25 protein-coding genes are annotated in these 21,145 nt (G+C 46.3%); 8 read left to right on the top strand and 17 right to left on the bottom strand.

Annotation, left to right across the window (positions count from 1 at the left end; all coding sequences use genetic code 11):
- The first annotated feature begins 233 nt into the window (after window positions 1-233).
- Complete coding sequence (locus CRECT_RS04190) at window positions 234-371, top strand: hypothetical protein (protein WP_157752388.1); 138 nt, start codon at window positions 234-236, stop codon at window positions 369-371.
- 19 nt (window positions 372-390) lie between these two features.
- Complete coding sequence (locus CRECT_RS04185; RefSeq protein ID WP_004319866.1) at window positions 391-1,194, top strand: hypothetical protein; 804 nt, start codon at window positions 391-393, stop codon at window positions 1,192-1,194.
- 49 nt (window positions 1,195-1,243) lie between these two features.
- On the opposite strand, the gene CRECT_RS04180 is transcribed toward CRECT_RS04185, so the two are convergent.
- The 6 genes from CRECT_RS04180 to CRECT_RS04155 form a co-directional block, all read right to left on the bottom strand.
- Window positions 1,244-1,882 (bottom strand): tetratricopeptide repeat protein, encoded by a 639-nt coding sequence (locus tag CRECT_RS04180; RefSeq protein WP_039888263.1) that lies wholly within the window; start codon window positions 1,880-1,882, stop codon window positions 1,244-1,246.
- A 9-nt stretch (window positions 1,883-1,891) separates the two neighbouring features.
- Window positions 1,892-2,539, bottom strand: coding sequence for a tetratricopeptide repeat protein (locus CRECT_RS04175; protein ID WP_039888264.1), 648 nt, complete (start codon window positions 2,537-2,539; stop codon window positions 1,892-1,894).
- A gap of 9 nt (window positions 2,540-2,548) precedes the next feature.
- Window positions 2,549-3,181: a tetratricopeptide repeat protein gene (locus tag CRECT_RS04170; protein WP_039888265.1), complete on the bottom strand. Its 633-nt coding sequence runs from the start codon at window positions 3,179-3,181 to the stop codon at window positions 2,549-2,551.
- 65 nt (window positions 3,182-3,246) lie between these two features.
- A complete protein-coding gene (locus CRECT_RS04165; protein WP_004319834.1) occupies window positions 3,247-3,846 on the bottom strand; it encodes an NUDIX domain-containing protein in 600 nt (199 codons plus the stop codon).
- Window positions 3,831-5,204 (bottom strand): magnesium transporter, encoded by a 1,374-nt coding sequence (mgtE, locus tag CRECT_RS04160; protein WP_004319861.1) that lies wholly within the window; start codon window positions 5,202-5,204, stop codon window positions 3,831-3,833. Before mgtE ends, CRECT_RS04165 begins: the two co-directional genes overlap by 16 nt.
- Complete coding sequence (locus tag CRECT_RS04155; protein ID WP_004319918.1) at window positions 5,204-7,084, bottom strand: peptidoglycan DD-metalloendopeptidase family protein; 1,881 nt, start codon at window positions 7,082-7,084, stop codon at window positions 5,204-5,206. Before CRECT_RS04155 ends, mgtE begins: the two co-directional genes overlap by 1 nt.
- 114 nt (window positions 7,085-7,198) lie before the next feature.
- On the opposite strand from CRECT_RS04155, the gene CRECT_RS04150 reads away from it, so the two are divergent.
- The 3 genes from CRECT_RS04150 to CRECT_RS12315 are packed head-to-tail and all read left to right on the top strand — an operon-like array spanning window position 7,199 to window position 9,491.
- Complete coding sequence (locus CRECT_RS04150) at window positions 7,199-7,915, top strand: plasminogen-binding N-terminal domain-containing protein (RefSeq protein ID WP_004319877.1); 717 nt, start codon at window positions 7,199-7,201, stop codon at window positions 7,913-7,915.
- Complete coding sequence (locus CRECT_RS04145) at window positions 7,915-9,297, top strand: FAD-linked oxidase C-terminal domain-containing protein (protein WP_004319913.1); 1,383 nt, start codon at window positions 7,915-7,917, stop codon at window positions 9,295-9,297. Before CRECT_RS04150 ends, CRECT_RS04145 begins: the two co-directional genes overlap by 1 nt.
- 44 nt (window positions 9,298-9,341) lie before the next feature.
- Window positions 9,342-9,491, top strand: coding sequence for a hypothetical protein (locus CRECT_RS12315; RefSeq protein ID WP_216657916.1), 150 nt, complete (start codon window positions 9,342-9,344; stop codon window positions 9,489-9,491).
- A gap of 9 nt (window positions 9,492-9,500) precedes the next feature.
- On the opposite strand, the gene CRECT_RS04140 is transcribed toward CRECT_RS12315, so the two are convergent.
- From CRECT_RS04140 to CRECT_RS04130, 3 genes are read right to left on the bottom strand one after another with little or no spacing between them, the layout of a single operon-like run.
- Window positions 9,501-9,851 (bottom strand): hypothetical protein, encoded by a 351-nt coding sequence (locus CRECT_RS04140; protein WP_050771498.1) that lies wholly within the window; start codon window positions 9,849-9,851, stop codon window positions 9,501-9,503.
- A complete protein-coding gene (locus CRECT_RS04135; protein WP_004319873.1) occupies window positions 9,848-10,381 on the bottom strand; it encodes a hypothetical protein in 534 nt (177 codons plus the stop codon). The genes CRECT_RS04140 and CRECT_RS04135 overlap by 4 nt, the downstream gene beginning before the upstream one ends.
- Before the next feature lie 15 nt (window positions 10,382-10,396).
- A complete protein-coding gene (locus CRECT_RS04130) occupies window positions 10,397-10,777 on the bottom strand; it encodes a hypothetical protein (protein ID WP_004319864.1) in 381 nt (126 codons plus the stop codon).
- 130 nt (window positions 10,778-10,907) lie between these two features.
- On the opposite strand from CRECT_RS04130, the gene CRECT_RS04125 reads away from it, so the two are divergent.
- Both CRECT_RS04125 and CRECT_RS04120 read left to right on the top strand, forming a co-directional pair.
- On the top strand, window positions 10,908-11,096 hold the full coding sequence (locus CRECT_RS04125; RefSeq protein WP_004319833.1) for a hypothetical protein: 189 nt from the start codon (window positions 10,908-10,910) through the stop codon (window positions 11,094-11,096).
- 252 nt (window positions 11,097-11,348) lie between these two features.
- Window positions 11,349-12,206, top strand: coding sequence for a YihY/virulence factor BrkB family protein (locus CRECT_RS04120; RefSeq protein ID WP_004319851.1), 858 nt, complete (start codon window positions 11,349-11,351; stop codon window positions 12,204-12,206).
- 20 nt (window positions 12,207-12,226) lie between these two features.
- On the opposite strand, the gene CRECT_RS04115 is transcribed toward CRECT_RS04120, so the two are convergent.
- From CRECT_RS04115 to CRECT_RS04085, 7 genes are all read right to left on the bottom strand, one after another.
- Complete coding sequence (locus CRECT_RS04115; RefSeq protein WP_157752389.1) at window positions 12,227-12,391, bottom strand: hypothetical protein; 165 nt, start codon at window positions 12,389-12,391, stop codon at window positions 12,227-12,229.
- A gap of 151 nt (window positions 12,392-12,542) precedes the next feature.
- Window positions 12,543-13,817, bottom strand: coding sequence for a ComEC/Rec2 family competence protein (locus tag CRECT_RS04110; protein ID WP_004319840.1), 1,275 nt, complete (start codon window positions 13,815-13,817; stop codon window positions 12,543-12,545).
- 18 nt (window positions 13,818-13,835) lie between these two features.
- The gene (locus CRECT_RS04105; RefSeq protein WP_004319829.1) at window positions 13,836-15,245 is read right to left on the bottom strand and encodes a replicative DNA helicase; all 1,410 of its coding nucleotides are present in this window, start codon (window positions 15,243-15,245) and stop codon (window positions 13,836-13,838) included.
- A 106-nt stretch (window positions 15,246-15,351) separates the two neighbouring features.
- Window positions 15,352-15,504 carry a hypothetical protein gene (locus tag CRECT_RS04100; RefSeq protein WP_004319842.1) on the bottom strand — a complete coding sequence of 51 codons (153 nt, stop codon included), beginning with the start codon at window positions 15,502-15,504 and terminating at the stop codon, window positions 15,352-15,354.
- A 16-nt stretch (window positions 15,505-15,520) separates the two neighbouring features.
- Entirely contained in the window at window positions 15,521-16,579 is a 1,059-nt protein-coding gene (ispG, locus tag CRECT_RS04095) for a flavodoxin-dependent (E)-4-hydroxy-3-methylbut-2-enyl-diphosphate synthase (protein WP_039888267.1), read from the bottom strand.
- A gap of 1,219 nt (window positions 16,580-17,798) precedes the next feature.
- Window positions 17,799-18,554 (bottom strand): DUF4272 domain-containing protein, encoded by a 756-nt coding sequence (locus CRECT_RS04090; protein ID WP_004319885.1) that lies wholly within the window; start codon window positions 18,552-18,554, stop codon window positions 17,799-17,801.
- Between the two features lie 803 nt (window positions 18,555-19,357).
- A complete protein-coding gene (locus CRECT_RS04085; protein ID WP_004319859.1) occupies window positions 19,358-19,990 on the bottom strand; it encodes a DUF417 family protein in 633 nt (210 codons plus the stop codon).
- A 258-nt stretch (window positions 19,991-20,248) separates the two neighbouring features.
- Here CRECT_RS04085 and CRECT_RS12940 point away from each other — a divergent pair, with 258 nt between their 5' ends.
- The gene (locus CRECT_RS12940; protein WP_004319880.1) at window positions 20,249-20,371 is read left to right on the top strand and encodes a hypothetical protein; all 123 of its coding nucleotides are present in this window, start codon (window positions 20,249-20,251) and stop codon (window positions 20,369-20,371) included.
- A 592-nt stretch (window positions 20,372-20,963) separates the two neighbouring features.
- On the opposite strand, the gene CRECT_RS04080 is transcribed toward CRECT_RS12940, so the two are convergent.
- Window positions 20,964-21,137: a hypothetical protein gene (locus CRECT_RS04080; protein ID WP_002946111.1), complete on the bottom strand. Its 174-nt coding sequence runs from the start codon at window positions 21,135-21,137 to the stop codon at window positions 20,964-20,966.
- Window positions 21,138-21,145: the final 8 nt, after the last annotated feature.

Raw genomic sequence — 21,145 nt, 5'->3', positions numbered from 1 at the left:
GGCTAAATTCGGCGGTACGGTTCGATGCTAAAATTTGAGCTTTAAATTTTAAGCCTTATCGGCGCCAAATTTTAAGACGGCTTAAGGCTGCCGAATTTGACGTCAAATTTAAACCGCTCGGCTAAATTTGACGCATTAGATTTAGCAAGCTTGGCATACTATTTGAGTTTGTTAGCCTTGGCAAATTTAAATCGCTAAGATCAAATTTTACGCTAAATTTAAGCTTGCTTGCTTTGAAAACAAATTTGAGCTGGGCGGACGAGACGGCGACGAATTTAGCTCAAAATCTCGGGCAGTTTTTAAAACAGCATATATTTCGGATTGATATTTTCGGCGTTTTAAAAACCGCAGACCAAAAGCCAAAGCGATAGCGATTCAAAGGAGTAAAATTTGAATACAGCAAACGAACAAACTAAAAATTCAAACAGCGACTTTCAAAACTCAAATTTAGCAAATTCAGGCTCGGGCAAATTTGCAAGGGATTACGACAAAGAGCCGTTGATTATTAAAGATCATAGCACTTTAATAATCGTTATCCAGTTTAGTTTGTTAATTTTTGTTCTAGTCGCAGCCCAGCTTGGGATATTAAGCGCACTTGATCTAAAAAAACCGCTAGAAACGGATGATTTTCCCTTCATCGCTATATTTCTTATAGTCATACCGTTTATTAGAGTTATTGAGCGAGATAGCCCTTCTAGCAAGCGTTTTATAATATTTAATCAAAATTCCATATCCATAGAGGTGGATAATGTAAGGATTGTTAGGATAAATTTGGATCAAATTACCGATATTTCAAAAAATGCCGATATAAGAAACTCTTCGCCGCCGTATTTTCCGATTTCAAAAGAGTTATTTTATATTTGCATATTCGTCGTTGTTATCGCAATGATGATGCTTATGTTTAATGATTTTATAATCATAGCTATATTGTTTATCGCGATTTTCTTTTTGCCAAAGAGCATTATTTGCGCATTGCAGGGCGGCATATGCTTTAATAGATTACTATATGACCGCTTGGCGATATATTTTAAAGACGGCACGATAATAAATATTTTTATAACCGCAGCGCAAGAATATCTAGAAATCAAACGATACTTTTTAATAAATAAAGGTATAAACATAAGCAAGGTAAAAACAGAATTAATAGTATTTAGCAAAAGAAAAAACAAATTTACACAAAATATCTTTCCATAAATTTAAATCTACACCTCGCCCAGCAGCCAAAATCTAGCAAGGCGCGATTTTACTTCGTCTTTTTAACCAGCTCCCTAAATTTAACGCAGCCTTCCGTGTATCCGTAGTCGCAAGCAAGGCCGTAAAGATCCATCGCTTTTTTCACATCCTTGTCGCCCTGCTCGCCCTTTTCGTATCCTTGCGCGAGTATATAGCAGCCTTGCGAGTCCTTGCGGTCGCAGGCTAGCGAGTAGTATTTGCGGACCTTTTGCGGGTCTTTCGCGCCGCCGTATTCGCCGCTGTGATGAGCAGCCGCCCTTGCGCACGCTTCGCCGACTCCGCCCTCGCAGGCCTTTTTATAAAGCGCCGCCGCCTTTTCGTAGTCTATCTGAGAGACTTGCCACAGTATGACGCCCTCATACGCCGCGGCTACGGCCGTGCAACCGTCCATATCGCCCATATCGCAGGCCTTTTTATATAGCGCAAACACCTTTTTGCCACCGCCATCGTTATCGTAAAAGACGCCCTGCTCGCCTAAAAACGCCGCCATATAGCAGCCGGCGGCATTTTTATCGTCGTTGCAAGATTTTTCAAACAGTCGCGCGCCGTTCTCGAAGTCCGATTTTTTTAGATACATTTTCGCGGCTTGTTCAAAGTTTCCGCCAAAAGCCGTCGCCGCCAAGATCGCGGCTAAAATAATCTTTCTCAACGCATCCTCCTATTTGCTAAATTTTTTAAATTTGGCGCAGCCGCGATCAAGGCCGTTTTCGCAAGCAAGGCCGTAATATTTCGCCGCTTCGGCGCTATTTTTAGGCGTTCCGTCGCCTGATTCGTAGATATCCGCCGCGTTGTAGCAGCCCTCGCTCTCTCCGGCATCGCAGGCTAGTTTATAGTATTTTAGCGCATCGGCGAATTTTGAGGCGTTGTCGTGCCGTTTGGCTATCTTTAGGCAAGCTTCCCCGTCTTTGCTCTCGCATGCTTTTTCGTAAAATTCGGCCGATTCTTCCGTATTATCCTGCGTTGCGACAAAATCATCATTTGACGGCGTAGAGTCATAAAAATCGCCCGCCGCCGAGCAAGCTTTAGCGTAGCCAAGATCGCAAGCGCTTTTATAAAGGGCGGAAACTTCGTCCCAGCTTCGCGCTTGTTCATCATAGCCGTTTAGATTATATGCTTGATATGATTTTAGCTGCGCGGCTATGTAGCAACCGACGGCGTTTTTATCCTCGCGGCACGACTTTTCGTAGAGCTCGGGCACGTTTTTGTCGCCCATATCCTGTAGGTATTTTTTCGTAGCGATCTCAAAATTCGTCTGCGCGGCCGCCAGCCCGACTAAAATCAAAAAAAGATAAATTTTCTTAAACATAGCGGCTCCTTATTTTTTGTTTTTATAAAGTTTTCTAAACTCGGCGCAATCCCTTCTATAGCCGTAGTCGCAAGCCAGCCCGTAAAAATCCATCGCCTTCGTCGCGTCTTTTTTTACGCCTTCGCCCTTTTCGTATATATCCGCTAGCGCATGGCAGCCGCTCGCGTCCTCGTACTCGCACGCGGTCTCGTAAAATTTAAACGCTTTGGCTAAATTTTGCTCCTCGCCTCTACCCTCGTCGTAATATCCGGCCACTCTCGCGCATGCCACGCCCACTTTGCCCTCGCAGGCTTTTTCGTAAAATTTCATCGCCTTTTTATAGTCCGTTTCCTGTCCGGCCTGTCCGTTTTCGTAGATGTCGCCCAGAGATTTGCATCCGTCCATATCGCCCGCATCGCAAGCTTTTGAAAACTGCTCAAAGCTTTTTATCTCGCTAGAGTTTTGCGAATAGACGTTAATGTTTATAAAGCCCGCGGCATAGCAGCCTGCGGCGTTTTTCTCCTCGTAGCAAGACTTTTCAAAGAGCTTTAAGGCGTTATCGTAGTTGCTTTGAGCCAGCTCCGCGCTCGCCTCCTCGAAAGCAGTCTCGGCGGCAAAAGCGGCAGACGCCAAAAAAGCGGCGCAAACGATTTTCTTTAGCATTTGTTTTCCTTAAATTTGATTATTTTTACGTGAGATTTAAATTTGCTCGGCAAATTTGACGGAAATTAGCGTTTAAATTTATCAAAAAACCACATAAAAGCAAACATTAGTCCCGTGGCCTTGGTCTTGGTTTCGTCAAACATAAACTCGCGCGCCCGCCCAAGCGGCACATAAACGGGCTTGATATTTTCGCCGTCTATGCCGCCGCCCTCGCCGATTTTCATCGCGTCGTTTATCGCGGCAAAAAACATCGTCTGCTTCGCTCCGCCAAAACCCAGCGCGCCGCGGGTGGAGGTTATGCGCTCTACCTTACTCACGGCAAAGCCCGTCTCCTCGGCGATCTCCTCGATGACGGTCTGCTCCTCGCTTTTGCCTTTATCCATCAGACCCGCGCAAAGCTCGTAGGTGTAGCCCTCGTCGCCTTTTTGCGTCAAATTCAGCTCGCGTCCTTCTTGCAAGTTAAACCAAACGGCAGGGCGAAACTGCTTAACCAACAAAAACGCGTCCCTATCCTCGTGATAAAGCAGCACCGAAACGCTGTCGTGAGCCTTGATACACTCCCATCTGACGGACTTTTCACACAGATCAAACGAAATTTGATACGGCTTTACGTAGCGCGGAACGGTTAAATTTTCTATTTTGATATTTTTTACAGAAGTATCCATTTTGCCAGTCCTAAAAAGCTAAAAAAGCCGACCGTGTCGGTAACGGTGGTAAGTAGCACAGCCGAGCCGACGGCGGGATCGATGTTAAATTTCTTTAAGCTCAACGGTATCAAAGTGCCGAAAAATCCCGCGAAAAACAAATTTATCAGCATCGATGCGCCGATGACGACGCCGAGCATCGGGCGGCTAAACCACAGCGAAGCGATAACGCCCATCAAAAGAGCAAAGGTTAGCCCGTTTATGAGTGCGATACCGACCTCGCGTTTTAGCGCATTTGCGGCGTTTTTAAACTCGATTTCTCCCAGAGTTAGTCGGCGCACGGTAACCGTAAGCGCCTGCGTGCCGGTGTTTCCGCCCATGGAGGCGACTATGGGCATCAGTACCGCAAGCGCTACGTAGCTAGCTATCGTCTCGTCAAAAAGCCCGATGATAGAGGAGCTAATGAGCGCGGTAAATAAATTTATAAGTAGCCAAATCGCGCGAGCTCTCGTAGCTTTGGCTAGATTCGTATCCTCCTCCTCGGCCTCGTCGTCTACGCCGGCTAGGTTATAGATTTGCTCCGTGGCGCTTTCTTTTATAAAATCATGGATGTCGTCGGTGGTGATACGACCTAGCAAATACCCCCTGCTATCGACGACCGCGATCGAGTTCATATCGTAGTTTTCGACCGTTTCTACGACCGTCTCGATAGGCTCGTTATCGACGGCTACGTGGGGTTTGTATTTATCCTCCTCGCTCTTTGCGATGATCTCTTTTAAGGTTTGGTTAAAGTCAAATAGTATCAGATCCTCAAGCGGCACGGCATAGAGCAAAACGCCCTTTTTATCGGTGATGAAAAGCTGCGAGACGTTTTCTAGCTTGCCCTCTTCTTTCTCGCGCCTTAGCCGCTCTACCGCCGTTTTTAGCCGCTCGTCGATATGTGCGCTAAAAAGCTCCGTCTGCATAAACGCGCCCGCCTCGCCCTCGTCGTAGCTGCGGATACGTAAAATCTCCTCTTGATCGTCCTTGTCCAGGCCGTCAAAGAGCTCTTTAGCCTTTTGCTCGTCGATCTCCTCGATATACTCCAAAAGCTCGGCCGCATCGTCGCTCTCCAGCTCTTCGATCGCCTCGATGATCTTGTCACTCGGTAGCTGCTCGATCACGTCCTTTAGCATATGATCGGGCATCTCGATCGCTACGTCGCCCAGGATCTCGGGATCGAGCTTTTCGAGGTATTCGCCAAACAGCTCCTCATCGTGCTTTTTTAGCGTTTTTAGGTGCTGGGCGAGGTCGGCGGCGCTTAGCTCCTCGTCGATCGTCTCGTTTAGATGCGAGTCGAGCAGCTCTTTAGCTTCGTTTAATTGCTCGTTTTCTTCCATCATTTACTCTTTTTATCGCTTGACTCGGCAGATTTGTCCGTTTTTGATTTCGCCTTTTTGTTGGTCGCATTTACGTCTTTTTGCTTTTTAGGCTTATCCTTGGAGGAGTTTGCGTCCTTTTTCTTTTTCGGTTCGTTTTTGGCTCCCGGGCTTGGTTTGTCTTTTTTCTTGGCCGTCTGCTTTGGTTTGTCTTTATTTTTAGCAGACGAATTTGACTCTGATTTTTTCGTCTCTTTGCCTGATTTTTTTGGCTCGGTCTTGCTTGCGGTTTTGCCGGCTTTTGTTTTTACGGCAGTTAAATTTGACTCTGATTTTGCGGGCTTTGCCGCGGCTTTAGCCGCTTGGCTCGCGTTTGCGTTCGTTTTTGTCTGTGATGAGTTGCTTTCGACTTTAGGCTGCGTTTTTGCGGTTAAATTCGACTCTGATTTTGCCGTCAAATTTACATCGGTTTTTATGCTTGCATTCGTTTCAGCCGTCAAATTTACGTCTTTAAAGCCTTTTGCGGGCTCTCTTGTCAAATTCGCTTCGGTTTTTAAAAATGCTGCTTTAGTTAAATTTTCTTCCGCCTTTTTAGAGTGCGTCGCCGTTAAATTCGTATCCGTCAAATTTTGCCCCGCCTTAGCGTCGGCTGCGGTCAAATTCGCCTCGGCATCGGACATAGTCGAATTTTCATCGGTTTTTGCCTCAACCAAAGCCCTCTTCCAGCTCATCGCCGCGTCAAATCTCTGCTCTTTTTCAGGGATTTTATCCTCGTTTGCAGCCTCCTTTATCTTGGCGTCAAACTGTTTTATATATTTTTGAAATTTAGCGCTTTCATTTGAAGCAAACACGCTTTTGGCGACTTTTATCTCGGTCTCGGGGTTTATCGCGGTGCCGTTTTTATAAACGCCGAAATGCAAATGCGCGCCGGTGCTTACGCCCGTATTTCCCACATATGCGATGAGCTGACCTTGTTTTACTTTAACGCCCGATTTTATACCCTTAGCAAAGCCGTTCGTATGCGCATACAGCGTCTCGTAGCCGCCTGCGTGCCTTATGATCACGACCTTGCCGTAGCCGCCTTTAGTGCCGACGAATTTTACCGTGCCCTCGCCCGCGGCCTTTATCGGAGTGCCTTTAGCGGCGCCGTAATCCACGCCCAGATGTGCCTTGTATCTTTTTAGTATCGGATGGTAGCGCTTGGGCGTGAAAGGCGAAGTTATGCGAGCGTTTGCGATCGGTCTGGTTAGCAAAAATTTATCGTTTTTCTTACCGCTTTTGTCGTAGTATTTGTTTTCGTATTTATAGACGGTGTATCTTTTGCCGCCGATTTCGATCATCGCCCAGTGGATCTCGGGCATACCAAAGGTGCGTCCGAGCCTAAATTTTTGCGTGTATCCCATCGCGATTCTGTCGCCTTTTTTAAGCTTTCTAAATTCTTTTTCGCCCACTTCGCCCTTCATCGCCATATAAAATCCGTGCGCCAGGCCCGCGCTACCCGTAGCTTCCAAAATATCCTGCGACGGGTTTGCGCTAACAGGCATGCTAAGCACGCGTTTATAGGTCTGATACGAGATCGAGGAGAGCTGAAATTTAAATTTATCATCTTCGTCTTTGTAAATTTGAGCCTGAAGCTCTTCGTTTATCGGGATCAAAACCTGCTTTATAGCGCCTTTTTCGTCCCGTAAAATTTGATACGCAATACCGGCTTTTATCTCGCTTACAAATTCCTTATCCTCCGAATCGAGATCATAATAAAGCTTTAGCGGAATGGAATTTTTCTCTAAAAACGTTAAAAAAGTATCTCCGCTAGGCCAGCTTAGCTCCTGGACGGTAGATTTTATAGGCTCTACGGCGAATAAATTTACAGCCAGCAGTAGTGCAAATGAAAATTTCTTCATAAATTCCCTTGATTTAAAAGCCGTATTTTACTCGAAAATTACTTACATTTTGCAAAACTAAGGCAGTTTCAGATATAATGAGCGTCAAAATTTCATACTTTCAGGAGATAAATTTTGAAAAAATTTCTTTTATTTTTAGCGGCGGCTTGCCTCAGTTTTGCGGCGGAATTTTCGATGAGAGAGTATAAAGCCCCGCTGATAAGCGTGGATGAGGGCGTAGGCACAATCATAGATAGCCCGAGTATCGTAACGGGCAGTAGCGGCGTCGTGATGCATAGATTTGACAACATCCAAAGCTCTATCATCGCTCGCGCCGTCGTTACGCAAAAAGGCGGCGGTTTTGCGAAGGTGCGCTTTGAAGTTTTTGACGCATTAGAGCAAAAAGCCCTGCCGCTGCCGGGAATTTTGCCTAAAAGCGGCGACGAGCTCGTCCTAAACTACCTCTACGACCGCTCGCTCATCGTCGCGCCGAACAAAGAAATTTACTCCGAAGTAGTCGGCGCATTTAAGGGCGTTACCTTCATCCACCCCGACATCGTAGGCTCGTATCTAAGCTACGAGTATAAGCCTAACCCCAGCCGCGACGACTTTCGCAAAATGTGCAACCAAAGCGCGGCGGGGCTCATTTTCATCGCTATGAACAACGAGGCGGTTTTTGCAGACTGTCAAAGCTTCGAGCCGCTAAAACGCTTCCAAAGCGGCGCGGTCAAATACTACCAGCTGCCTTTCTACACTCGCGTTAAGGACATCGATACGGTATTTTGGAAATGGGGCTCGGAGCAGATCAGCGACTTTGATCGCCACTACAAAGCTCTTTTGAAAGAAAAATGATGCACGAAAAACACGCTAAATTTTTTGTAAATTTATTAGGCGCAGACAACGCTTACTTCGACGACGCACACAGGATCGCCTACTGCTACGACGCGACTAGAAAGCGCCATTTACCGGACGGCGTGCTTTTTCCTAGGGACGAGCGCGACGTTAGCGAGATTTTAAAGTACTGCAACGAAAACGGAGTCAAAATCGTGCCTAGGGGTGCGGGCAGCGGCTTTACGGGCGGTGCGCTAGCGCACGAAGGTGGCGTGGTACTTGCCTTTGAAAAGCATATGAACAAAATCCTAGAGATCGACATGCAAAACATGGTCGCCGTCGTGCAACCGGGCTGTATAAATATAAATTTGCAGCGCGAAGCCGAGAAGCTAGGCCTTTTCTACCCGCCCGATCCCGCCAGCCAGGAGTACTCGACGCTAGGCGGCAACGTCAGCGAAAACGCGGGCGGTATGCGCGCGGCAAAATACGGCATCACCAAAGACTACGTCATGGCGCTACGAGCGGTGCTACCTAGCGGCGAAGTGATCCGCGCGGGCAAACGCACGATAAAAGACGTCGCGGGATACAATATCGCAGGCATCCTCATCGCCAGCGAGGGCACGCTAGCGGTAATAACCGAGATCACGCTAAAACTCATCGCAAAGCCTAAATTTAGAAAAACGGCGATGGGAATTTTTCCTAGCGTAAACGCCGCGATGAACGCCGTTTATAAGACGATGGCAGCAGGCGTGACGCCCGTAGCTATGGAGTTTTTAGACGCGCTTTGCATACGCGCCGTCGAGACTAAATTTAACAAAGGCCTACCGCAAGATGCGGGCGCGCTACTCATCACCGACGTGGACGGCGATGTTTTAGACGGCCTAGAGCAGGATCTGGCCACGATAGAGCGAGTGTTTAGAGAAAACGGCGCTAGCGAATTTAGACGCGCCAAAGACGAGGGCGAGCGAAACGACATCTGGTTTGCTCGCCGCAACTGCTCGCAGGCGATAAATATCTACGGAAATTTAAAGCTTAACGAGGACATCACGGTACCGCGCTCAAAACTACCAGAGCTACTAGGGCGCATCGGCGGCGTCGCGGAAAGATACGGCGTGCAGGTACCGTGCTTTGGCCACACCGGCGACGGTAACGTGCACACAAACGTCATGGTCGTGGATAAATCCGACCCTGCGCAGGTAGAGAGTGGACACAAGGCGATCGAGGAAATTTTTAAGATCGCGATAGAGCTTGGCGGCACGCTTAGCGGCGAGCACGGCATCGGTATTAGCAAGGCCGAGTTTATGCCGCTTGCCTTTACGCCTGCGGAGATGGAGCTTTTTAGAAGTATCAAAAAGGCGTTTGACCCGAATAATATCCTAAACCCGTTTAAGATGGGGTTGTAAAAAGCATTGCCTCGTGAGCGTTTTTCTTGCGCTAGGCGCTTTCTTTGAGAAATGAGTTTCGTTTTTTGCTAGCAGTTGCGACCATAGAAGCAAAACCTACTTGGTTAGCCTTGGTCGCAAAACCTCAACTTCTGCTTTGCAACTACGAGCAGAACAAAGTAGAACATTTACCATCTCACGATACTGCCGCTTAAATTTACTTTTTAATTTATATAATAAAATTGTTGCGGTGCTCTAAAATTCGGATCGATTTCAAGCGGTTCTTTTGGCGGTTCGTATTTGATTGCTCTTTTAATTTTTATAGCATACACCATTTCGCTATCATAATAGTCATAAAACCGGCTTCTACTTATACAAGAGCCATCACTTGCGGAGTATAGAATTCCACCCACTTCAAGCTCTCCGACTATTTTGGCTGTATCCGGGCAATACACATATATTTTCTTAAATTCCTTTGAAAATTTATGCTTTCGATGTATGATATTTTTCTCACCCGACACCAGCATCCCGGAGCTTGGCTCATGGATGGACATCACTATCGCTGTTGCCTTCACTGCGCCACCTCGACAAAACTATCTCCTCGCCCATTATCATACACATCATAGATTATCGTTTCTTGTCCGGTATCGGGATTATCATAGATACTCTTACTAAGCTCGTCTTTGCGTCTTTGCAGATCGCTTTCTATCTCTTTAAAAAAATCATTTTTTATATTTTGATCCTTCGCTGATAAAATCATTCCGTTTGTCTTAAAGACTTTTTCCATTACGAGCACGACTCTAGCCATGATTTTAAATTCGTTTTCGTTTTTTGGATTTTCTATAGTATATTTAGCCTTGCAAGTGGAGCGTTTGGCTCTGTCATTAATGCTCACAATTTCTCTTGAATTAATTTTGATTAAGGACATAGAGTCGTCTAAAATTTTATCCAGTCTAGTATCAAATTTATTATACATTTTATCGTAAGATTCAAGCTTTATGGCTTCAATGGTAGCCGCATCATTATCACAGTTATAGCTATTATCGCCGCATCCGACGACAAATAATCCAACAGCCAAAACGGCGCACATTTTTATTTTACTCATTTTTTCTCCTTTTAGTTAAATTTCTTTTTTGCCTGTTTGTATTTCAGCGCTTTTAAATCCGCAATTGGCGCATTCTCTAAACACCTTAACTTTTGCCACCTCGTATATAGCCTTTAGCGTTCTTGTATTGCCGTTTTTGTATTTACCTTTTTTAGCGCCTTGCATAATCTTTTGATCTAAAATTTCCCTACCGATCTCAACTGTTGAAAATAGCTTTCCGCAAGATTCGCACTTTGAACCGAGAGCAAAAATGTAAAAAGCGACTATAAATCCAACAGCCGCTACTATCCATCTTATTATCTCGCCCTCAACTCCAAAAACACCGGCTAAAAACCAAACAACTCCGCCGCCAAAAACAGATGCTATAAAACTAAAACCGATATCCGAGTAATTCAACCTAAGTCCCTTTTTGTGTTATTTTAAAAATTAAATTTTACGATTTTACGACATTATTTCTGAATTTATCATAAATTTACGAATATATGTCGCAATTTGCTATTAAATTTATAAAAGCTAAACTTGCGCTATGAAATACAGCCAACAAGACAAAGCTAGAATTTTAAAGATAACGACCAGAACGCTACAAAGATGGAAAACCACAAAGCCCGAACTCTACGCCATCATCGAGGCCGGCTTTAAAATGCGCGAGCTGGTAACGGACGAGGAGCAAAGCCTCTCCGAGATAAAAAAGATGATAAAAGAAGCCTTGCCGTAAAGCTAAATTTAAACCCTTATCGCCTCGAATTTGACGAAATTATCACGCCAAATTTAGCCGAATTTAACTTCGCTGCCGTAAATCCGAATTTTAAAATCGCCGACCATGTCAAATTTAACGCCATTATTGCCATCAAATTTAATCCTACCGTATCAAAAACAGCCGCATCGAAAAATGCAAAATAAATAAAATTTTATCTAACCGAAATTTCAAAAATTTTAAAGTAAAATACCTCAAATTTAAGGACCCAAAATGACCGCGCAAAAATTTGAAAAGATAAGACAAACACTTAAAATTTGGCTCACGGCGATGCTAAAGATCAAGGACAAACAGCTGCTGCACTACGCTTCTAGTCTTAGCTTTCACACGATGCTCTCCATCATCCCCGTGCTGCTCATCTCGCTCTCGCTTTTTACGCAGATGCCCAGCTTTCGCGTCTATTACACCAAGATCAAGGAATTTATATTCGCCCAGCTGCTACCGTCAAACCAAGAGGCAATCTCAAACTACATCGAGACCTTTTTGCAAAACAGCTCTAGCCTTGGCATCCTCGGACTTGGCGCTATCATCTTTACTTCGATTATGTTTTTTGCCGATTACGAATACGTCATCAACCGCATCATGCACACGAGCAGCCGCAAATTTTGGAACTCGCTGAGTGCTTATTGGACGCTCATTACGCTGGCTCCCTTAGGGCTTGGGCTTAGCTTTTATCTCTCAAATTTATTTCAAGATATGCTAAACTCCAGCGCCTACACGAAGTGGATAAATTTTCTCAGCATATTCCCGTACCTCATCATTTGGGCGATATTTTGCGTGACGTATCTCATCTCGATAAATCGCCAAATCGCCCTAAAAAACGCGCTTTTTAGCTCGTTCGTCGCCTCGCTCATCTGGTATCTGGGCAAAAATATCTTCGTCTTTTACGCCGCAAACAACAAAACCTATCTTAGCATCTACGGTTCGTTTTCGGTGGTGTTGCTCTTTTTCGTGTGGATTTACGTGTCGTGGATCATATTTCTTTACGGCGTGAAGCTGTGTGCGTATCTGGAAAAAGCGGGCGATAACGAGAAAAACGGTGAGAAAAATTTGGACGCGGCAGAGGATTAGCGGCTATTTTTGCTTAAATTTCAAAAGATTTTCGTGAAATTTGAAGCCGAAGTTAATTTTTTGTAAGTCTGCTCGCGCGAATTTTCGGGTGGATTTTTCAAATCCTGCGCATAAAATTTAAGATACCGCGCCGCCGCGTCTTCTCCTTTTGCGGCTAGCTTCTCGGCTTTTTCTATCGATTGCACCGCTTTTCGCACTCTAGCGTTTTTTGCGCGCCGTCTTTTTAAAAGTACCAAAACGAAAAAAATATCAAAAAGCAAATCGCAACGACGTTAAACGCATCCTCGAGATAATTAAAAAATTGCGCTTTATCATTTTTACCGCGATTCTTAAATTTTAAACAAGCGCGGTAAAGCAAAGTAAATTTAGCGGCACGATAACGGCGGCTAAAATTTTGCTTTTGACGCTTGCTAGGCTCAGCGCATTATAGAGTAAAAACAGCCAAAACGGCACGCTCAAATTTACGCCCTTTGCACGCCATGAGAGAAATTCTAGCAGGTATTCATCAAGCGCGCCGCCAGCGCCAAACGCGTGCAAAAGCGCACTTAGCGGATAAAACAAGCTAAAAAGCGGCGTGATCGGCAAGACGGCTAGCTGCTGGGCGCTAACGAGCGGGAAAAAGTAAAGCACGGGCAAAATCATCGCCGAAAATACCCAAAAATTTAGCAAGATAGCGTTGCTTAAATTTGAAAATCGCCCGCCGAAGTGCCGCAAATACAGATATATATAAAACACGCCCATGCACGAAAAATAAAATCCGATGCTAAAAAGCAGACTCGGCATCAGCGATACGGCGGCGCAAATCACGACGAAAAGCAGCTCAAAGCTAACGATGCGCACGTTTCTAGCGAGTAAAAAGAGCGCTAGCAAGCTCATCAAAAACGCTCGCAAAAAGGACGGCACGAAGCCGATCAAGGCAAGATAACAAAACAAAACCGCAAAGATCGTGGCCGAGAGGTCAAATTTGGCGTTTCGATACGGAAAATAGCGCGCCTGAAAATAGCGGTAAATCGGGCGCAAAATAAAATATAACGCCCCAAAAATCAGCCCCAAATGATAACCGGAAATCGCGATGAGGTGCGCTACGCCGTAGAAATTTACGTCTTGGCGCAGCTCCTTACCCACAGGCGCAGCCAGAAACAGCGCGGTAAAAAGCTCGGTCATTTTCTCGCTTTCGTGCTGCTCGGAGATAAAACCGTAAATTTTATCCCGCACGGACTCGCGGCTATCGGCGTAGCGAAGCTCTATGGTACCGTAGCTTGGCATAAAAAACGAGCCGCTTAGGTACTCTTTAAATTTAACGTTTTTGTTTTCGGCGCCGATTAAAATTTGCTCGTTGGCTCCCGCGTCAAAGTCCGCCCGCGTCGTCGTGTAAAAGCTAAAATCCTGCGTTTTTAGCTTTAAAACGCGGTAAATTTTGCCTTTTACGTTCGTTTTTTCGTAGTTTTGTAAAATTTTAGCTTGTAAGATAACGCCGTTTTGGGCTTTAAATTCGCGAAATTTATAGTAGCTAAAGCCCAAATTTAGCCCAAAAACGAGCGCGCACGCAAGGCAAAATACATAAACCTCGCGCGCATTTTCAAAGATGGATTTTTGCTGCGGCTTTTGCAAAATTTAAGCTTTGCATTTTTATGCGTTTGGGTTAAACTCCGCCACGTGCGCGGCGCCAAAGCTCTTATCGACAAAGCGCGTAAATTCCTTCTGAAATATTACTTCGACCGTGCCGACCGGGCCGTTTCGGTTCTTGCCCACGATGATTTCGGCGTCTTCTTCGATCTTGTTAGGGACGAATTTACGCACGTACTCCTTGCCCTCGGCATGCGCCTTTTTCTCGGCCTCCTTCTCCTCCTGCTCGCGGTAAACCTCGTCGCGGTAGACGAAAAGTATCATATCGGCGTCCTGCTCGATGGCACCTGATTCGCGCAGGTCGCTTAGCATCGGGCGCTTGTTGGCGCGGGACTCCAGGCTGCGGTTTAGCTGACTAAGCGCGACGATAGGCATATCCAGCTCGCGCGCTAGTAGCTTTAGTCCGCGCGAGATTTCGGCGATCTGCAGGTGGCGATCGGAGTAATTTGACGTCGCCATCATCAGGCCGATATAGTCGATGACGCACAGCGTGATCTCCGGGTGCGAGGACTTGAGCTTACGCATCTGCGTGCGGATCTGGTGGATATTTACGTAGCCGCTGTCATAGACGAAAAGCTTGCGGCTAGCCATATCGTCGCACGCGTCGCTTAGGCGCGACCACTCCTCGTCGTCCATTTTGGCGGTCATTATGTTTTGTAGCGGGATCGAAGTTTTGGCGCTTAGCATACGCAGCATGATCTGCTCGGCCGGCATCTCAAGCGAGAAAAATACCACGCCGCCGCCGCGCATCAGCACGTGGTTCATCAAATTTAAGCAGATCGTGGTTTTTCCCATACCCGGGCGCGCCGCGATGATGATGAGATCGCCGTGTTTAAAGCCCTTGGTCATCTCGTTTAGCTGGCGAAAGCCCGTGTCGATGCCCACGATATCCTTATCTTCGAGCAGTTTTTGCTTTTCTAAGTGCGCGATGACGTCTGCGATGATGACAGCAGCGTCCTTTACGACGCCCGCGCTCTGCCCGTCCACTAGCGAATAAAAACTCTGACTCAGCTCATCCACCATATCGCGGCTGGGCTTATCCTCGCTCACTTTGCTAGGTATCTGGTGCGCGATTTTGACGAGGCTTCGCTTGATTGATTTTTCTTTGATTTCATTGGCGTATTTTTTCACATCTAGGATCGAGTTCGTGCCGATGATCTCGCTCATCACGTTTTCATCAAATTTGCTTCCAAGCTTGGTTTTTAAAAACCCCGTTTCGACGGGCAAATTTTCGTTTAGGCACTTTACCATCGCGTCGTAAACGTCGCCGTGAGCGCGCAGGTAAAAGTCAAACGGGCTTATGATATCGAAAATTTCGCTTAGATTATCCGCGCTATAGATGATGGACGCGAGGATCGCGCGCTCCATATCCAGGTCGTAGAGATTGTGCATATCGATGTTTTCTTTTGCCATTTTCGTGTCCTTTTATCTTGTTAAATTTGCCTGCATTTGGGCGGATTATATAAAATTTGAATTCAATTTTGACGCTCGCTCGTAAATTTGCTTTAGCTTGAGGCGGTCAAATTTGAGTTAGCGCCGTAAAGGGTGCAGTTTCGCAACCTCGCACCGATAAAATAGATTTAAATTTGACGATCAAATTTAAACCCGAGCCAGAGGCCAAATTTATCGGCTCAAATTTGACCGAACCGAGCCGAGCGCCGCCAAATCTCAAATTTGACGCCTGAAATTTACGCCCGCGACTTTATCTCGTCGTCGATCTCTAGTAAAAATCTATCTACCAGCTCGCTCTCGGGCAGCCTTGCGACCACCTCGCCTTTGCGCATTATCATACCGTTTCCTTTGCCAAACGCTATCGCCACGTCCGCGCCCTTAGCTTCGCCGATCGCGTTTACGACGCAGCCCATCACCGAGACGTTTAGCGGCTCTTTGATGTGTTTGGTCTTTTCCTCGACGAGCTTCACCGCAGCCATCAGATCAGCCTGCAAACGCCCGCAGGTCGGGCACGAGATGATATTTAACCCCTCTTTTTGGCGGCCGCTGTCTTTTAGGATCGCTTTTGCGACCTTGATCTCTTCTTCTAACTCGCCCGTGATGCTAACTCGCATCGTATCGCCGATACCCTCTAACAGCAGTCCGCCCAGCGCGATCGCGGACTTTATCGTCGCGTGAAAGCTAGTGCCTGCCTCCGTCACGCCCAGATGAAACGGATACGCCACGAGCGGCCGAAGCGCGCGGTAAGCGGCCATCGTACGCTCGACATCGCTTGATTTTAGCGAGATTTTGATATCGGTAAAATCAAAATCCTCGAGCAAATTTATATTATAAAGCGCGCTTGCGACCATCGCTTCGACCGTGCGGCCGTATCTGTCCTCAAACTGCTTTTCTAGCGAGCCTGAGTTTACGCCGATACGGATAGGCAGATTTCGCTGCTTGCACGCGTCCACGACGGCTTTGATGTTCTTTTTCGAGCCGATATTGCCCGGATTTATGCGGATAGCATCGACGAACTCGCTAACGATCACGGCGTAGTTGTGGTTGAAGTGGATATCGGCGACGACGGGTAGCGGGCTAGCTCTCACGACCTCGCGCAGCGCAGCGGCGTCCTCTTTGTCAAACACGGCGCAGCGCACGATATCGCAGCCCGCAAAATAAAGCCTCTGTATCTGCTCTAGCGTGCCTTTTACGTCTTTTGTTTTGCTAAACGTCATCGACTGCACCGATATGGGCGCGTCTCCGCCTATTTTTACGCCTCTGATTTTGATCTGCTTTGTGGGGTATCTTTGCAAATTTTACCTTCAAATTTTTAGCCAATTATAAAAAAATTTCTCTTTAAATAGGCTCAAATCGCTATGAAAATTTACAACCCGGATAAATAATCCGCTTCGCACTCGCCGCGCAGAAGGCCTTCGTCTTTTAGCTTCGGACAGCCCAAGCTCTGTGACCGCAAAGAGCATTCGCTCGTTGTTTGCGATTAGCCCTTTTTTCGGTCTGCAGCGCCCACTTGTCCGCACTGCCGATGATGTTTGGATTTTATTTTTTAGTTTCATTGATTTTTTGCTCTCGCCGCGGGCAAGGTAGATAAAAAATATTCCTCTCGCCCCGCACAGCAGCCTACGATGATTATCGGCGATAAGCGCGGGCAGATAGGGCTTGCCAAAATAGGCGTTTAAATTTAGCAAAAAAGATGTGAAAGAAAGTCGTCGAACGGCAAGGTCTCTTTGCCTAAAATCGGCGCATTTTGCCTCAAAGGCCGCACGGCGTCTGCAATATCGCTTTCAAATTTTAGCGCCGTTTTGATATCGCTTTTGATTGCGACAGTCGAATATGTCGGCATTAAATTTATACCGCCGCGCAGTAGGTCGTGGATAAAAAAGGTCGAAATATAACAGCTCGGATACCTGAACCTATCTAAGAAAATGCCGAATATCAGAAGACCGTGCCGTTTTAGAAAGAAATTTTTCCATTTTACGAAGCCTCCAAACTCTGCTTGCCGGAGGCCTAAGGTTTTATTTATTCTGTTTTGATGCTAATCATTCTCCGTTTAATTTAAAATTTGAATGTAAACAGACTTAAATTTGAGCATAAAAAGTACAAGCGGCAGTATCACAGAGTCGGATGAAATTTGCAATGAGAGCGTAATATAAATACGTGACCGAGCAAATTTTAAGCAAAACGAAGTATAGTAAAGTGAGACAACGAAAAATAAGGCGAAGTATTTTCGCGAAATCTTGGCGAATTTAAATTTGAGCGAAAGAATGCAAGCGGCGGTATCGCAAGATGGTTTAAATGTTGTGCAGAAATTTTAAGTCAAGATAAGGCAGATAGCCTATCGCAGGCTTAAAATTTAAAACTCATTTAAAGACGCTTGTGGGATAATGCGCAAGATAAGGCGAAGTATTTTTTCTTTAGACGAGGCGGAAATGAGCCGAATGAAGGAGCGTATATTATAATACGTGACTGAAATTCGGCGAAATTTCTAACGACGTATAAAGGAAAAAAGGGCCGCTAAGTGTTCAAATCCGGATAATCCCACGCATTATATTCATCCGTCAGATTATCGTTCTCCGCCCCCTTGCAGCACAGCCACTCCAGCCCGCCGCGCCTCTCCATCACGACCTCTTCGTCGAGCCCCGCGCAGTCTGAGCCGTGCACGCGGGCATTGACGCACGCCCAGTGGTAGCGGTAGATGAGATCGAGCGCCTGCAAAATTTCATCCGTATCGCGCAGCTTCACGCGCGCCGAAAAATCGCCGCCGCTAAAGGTGTCCATCACAAATCCGCAGTCGCAGATCTCGCTCGGAAAGCTAAGCTCCTCCACGAGCTCCATCGCCCACATCAGCGCCCACAGCGACTCGTATTTCCAGCCCATATTTATGGCCTCGTCGCGGCTCGCCTCGCCCTGCGTGACGCGGCGCTCCATGCGCGTGAGCTTGTCTATGCAACCGTAGCGGTTATCTAGAAAGTCCCGCGCGCCCTGCTTATCCTCGTCTGCGAGCTTGTCCTCGTCTCTGATAGAGCAAGCGCACATTATCGCCGCGTACGAGCAGATCGCGCGAGCGATAACCTCGTCCTTTTCGCGCGGGGTGATTTCGTCCGTCTCGTACCGCAGCGGCAGATGGAGGGTAAACGGCACGCCCTGCGATTTTAAAATTTCGATGCTTATATCCTTGCGTTCCTGCGCGGTCTTGCCGATCTTTGCGGCGTTTGCGCTCCTTTTTTGCGCGATACCGGCCCCTTTTTTAAAAAAATCAAAAACACCCACGCTTTCTCCTTTAAATTTGCATTAAATTTATGCGCGTATTTTAGTATAGAAATACCCAATCTTCTCTTACGGCCGCGTTTTGTGCGCGCGTGGCTCGCCAAATCCGACGAGCAAAAGAGCGAGCGGCGGTAAAATTTATATGAAAATTAAAAAACAATAGACCAAAATCGGCGCGCATTAAATTTCAAAGGATGAAAAATTCAGCGATCTGCTTCATATCGCAGCAAGCACGCTATTTGGCGCAAGCGTAGATGAAATTATCGGTACGGCGCAAGCGGAAAAATCAAAAGGCGACCAAGTGGGCGCGCTAAAAGGCCATAAAAAAGCATTCAAGATATCGCACGCGCATGCTTGCAGACGCCCGCGAGGCTAGCCTACGATACGGTATAGGTGCGGCACAAGACTACGCAAAAACGGTGAAATTTATGAAAAAGTCCGCAAACTAGGTAGCGCCGACGGCCGCTCAAATCTCGCCGACGGCTACGTGCGGATCAGGGGCGTAGAGCGTTTGAAGCAAAATCGTTCGAGCTGTTTCGTAAAAGCTGCAAAATGGGAAGCGGCGGCGGTTGGCTACGAACCGGCGAGGCTTGCGATAGCGGCGAAGGCATTAAAAAATCAAGCGAGCAAGCGGCTAAATTTTATAAAAGGCCTGCGAGTTAAGGGATGCTTGGTCTAGGTTGTAAAAATGCGAAGTAAATTTGCGGCGAGGCCCGTAATGCTAACAATAAAAGGAAACAGCCGCGAGCGACAAGACGCCCAAACTCATAAATTTAGGCGCACCGCTCGCTAAAATCCGTAAAATTTTATTTACTCGTGCAGCTTTTGCAGCACTCTAAAATCCTGCGTGCCGCATTTGAGGCTACGATTAGTCCCGCAGCAGACATTATTACATCTTTTATCACGAGTCGTCCCGCGCCCGATAGATACGGGAAGCCGTGATTAGGACTTTCGGTGATACCGAGCGCAGGATTGCCTAGATTTGGCACCCAAGTCTCGGGCGTCGTTATCAAAAAGCTAAGCGTTACGATAGACATACCAAATGTCAGCAGCCCGCCGATAAGCCCTAGTTTAGGAAACCAGATGCCAAGCAGCACGAGAGTTCCGATAGTGCAGATAGTGGCGCCGATCAGGTATGAAACCGTGTAAGTGCCGTTTTGCTTATGCCACTCGATATTTTTAGGTACGACTAGGCCTTCGGGGTTTTTGTGCAGGTTGTACTCGGCGACCATTTTGCCCTTACCGTTATCTACGATCTCTTTTTTGCTATACATATAGCTAAAAAACGGGCTGTTGGTTACAAACGGCACGATGCCGTCGGCCTCGTATTGCACGACTTTGAGTCCGCCTATCCACGCCATCACGATGAAAATCGCGACGCTAACGTAGTTTGCGAAATATTTTTGCGAGCCTGCTAGGGCTTGTAAAAATTTTTGCATTAAGTTCCTTTTAGGGTGATTTTTATAATTTTAATTAGACTGTATATTTAAGGCTAGATAAAATTATAACGCGATTATATAAAAATCATATAAAATCGGGCTTAAAAAAAGTAAGCATTATCATAAATAAAATCTTTAACTGCATTTTGGTTTTATGTTCGGTAAAATTTTAAATTTACGATATAGTGAAAAATTAAAATATTATTTAAAATATGGCGCCACCGCTTGCAAGCGGCAGCAAAACAAAAAGGCCGAGCTTTGAAGCTAGGATACGAAGGAGCAAGTAAAGGGGATGCGGCGAAATTTAGGAGCGGCTTAGCTCGCGGCAAATATGAACGAGGGCTTGCTAAACGTAAATTTACGAAACCAAACTGCGCATAAAGCTAAATTAACGAAGGTAGACCGAGAGTAAATAAAGCAAATTCGAAGCAAACAGCAAGGCATCGAACAAATTTTAAACGCAATAAATAACCAAAAGGCACACAAAACGCCGTCTCGTTCACCGCCGCAGTAAAGAAGCGGTGATTTGAGTTGAGAGTCCGGATTTAACATCGGCAACGAATAAACTAAATTTACCCTACGGTTACCGGATCACATACCAAGATAGCGGCATAGCGCCTGGATCGTATCTGCGCAAGGATGACAAAGGTGCACTGCCGTATCATTTTATCAAGCCCTTATCTATGCTCGCAAGCCGTATCGTAAATTTAGCCGCATAAAATCCCTCCTAGGCGCGTTTAAGCGTTCAAATTTAAATAATGCTAGTGAATTTATACCTTTTAAGCCTACCCGAACGCACACGGCGACAAGCCGATAACGAAAACTTTTATGTCGCACGGCTTGAGGCTAAGCCGAGTGCAAAATTTAAGCAGGCAAAGGAAGCTGATTTTTGCGAACTCCGCAAAACATTTACGGCGACGCGTCTAAGCCGCTACGAATAAACGCCAAAAATCAAGTGAGACGAAAGCAAAATTTACGAGAAATTTATCGGATCCATATCGACGTCAAAGCCGTGCGTAGCGCAAATGCGAGCGGCCTTTATGAGCGGAGCGTGGGAGATGCAACACAGCAAAATCTCAAAACAAAATTTGCCGCCCAGTATCTCGATCGCGCATTTGCCGTGTCCGACGATTTGCAAATCGGGCAAAGCAAAAT

The sequence above is a fragment of the Campylobacter rectus genome, from assembly GCF_004803795.1.
In the GTDB taxonomy this organism is placed as follows: domain Bacteria; phylum Campylobacterota; class Campylobacteria; order Campylobacterales; family Campylobacteraceae; genus Campylobacter_A; species Campylobacter_A rectus.
Note: the sequence above shows the minus strand (reverse complement) of the source record. Positions and strands in the feature narration are given on the sequence as shown.

What these genes read in the sequence shown, in the direction of transcription:
- CRECT_RS04175 (WP_039888264.1), bottom strand. Translation starts at nt 2,539, where the DNA reads ATGTTTAAGAAAATTTATCTTTTTTTGATTTTAGTCGGGCTGGCGGCC.
- CRECT_RS04170 (WP_039888265.1), bottom strand. Translation starts at nt 3,181, where the DNA reads ATGCTAAAGAAAATCGTTTGCGCCGCTTTTTTGGCGTCTGCCGCTTTT.
- CRECT_RS04165 (WP_004319834.1), bottom strand. Translation starts at nt 3,846, where the DNA reads ATGGATACTTCTGTAAAAAATATCAAAATAGAAAATTTAACCGTTCCG.
- mgtE (WP_004319861.1), bottom strand. Translation starts at nt 5,204, where the DNA reads ATGGAAGAAAACGAGCAATTAAACGAAGCTAAAGAGCTGCTCGACTCG.
- CRECT_RS04155 (WP_004319918.1), bottom strand. Translation starts at nt 7,084, where the DNA reads ATGAAGAAATTTTCATTTGCACTACTGCTGGCTGTAAATTTATTCGCC.
- CRECT_RS04145 (WP_004319913.1), top strand. Translation starts at nt 7,915, where the DNA reads ATGCACGAAAAACACGCTAAATTTTTTGTAAATTTATTAGGCGCAGAC.
- CRECT_RS04135 (WP_004319873.1), bottom strand. Translation starts at nt 10,381, where the DNA reads ATGAGTAAAATAAAAATGTGCGCCGTTTTGGCTGTTGGATTATTTGTC.
- CRECT_RS04125 (WP_004319833.1), top strand. Translation starts at nt 10,908, where the DNA reads ATGAAATACAGCCAACAAGACAAAGCTAGAATTTTAAAGATAACGACC.
- CRECT_RS04120 (WP_004319851.1), top strand. Translation starts at nt 11,349, where the DNA reads ATGACCGCGCAAAAATTTGAAAAGATAAGACAAACACTTAAAATTTGG.
- CRECT_RS04105 (WP_004319829.1), bottom strand. Translation starts at nt 15,245, where the DNA reads ATGGCAAAAGAAAACATCGATATGCACAATCTCTACGACCTGGATATG.
- CRECT_RS04085 (WP_004319859.1), bottom strand. Translation starts at nt 19,990, where the DNA reads ATGCAAAAATTTTTACAAGCCCTAGCAGGCTCGCAAAAATATTTCGCA.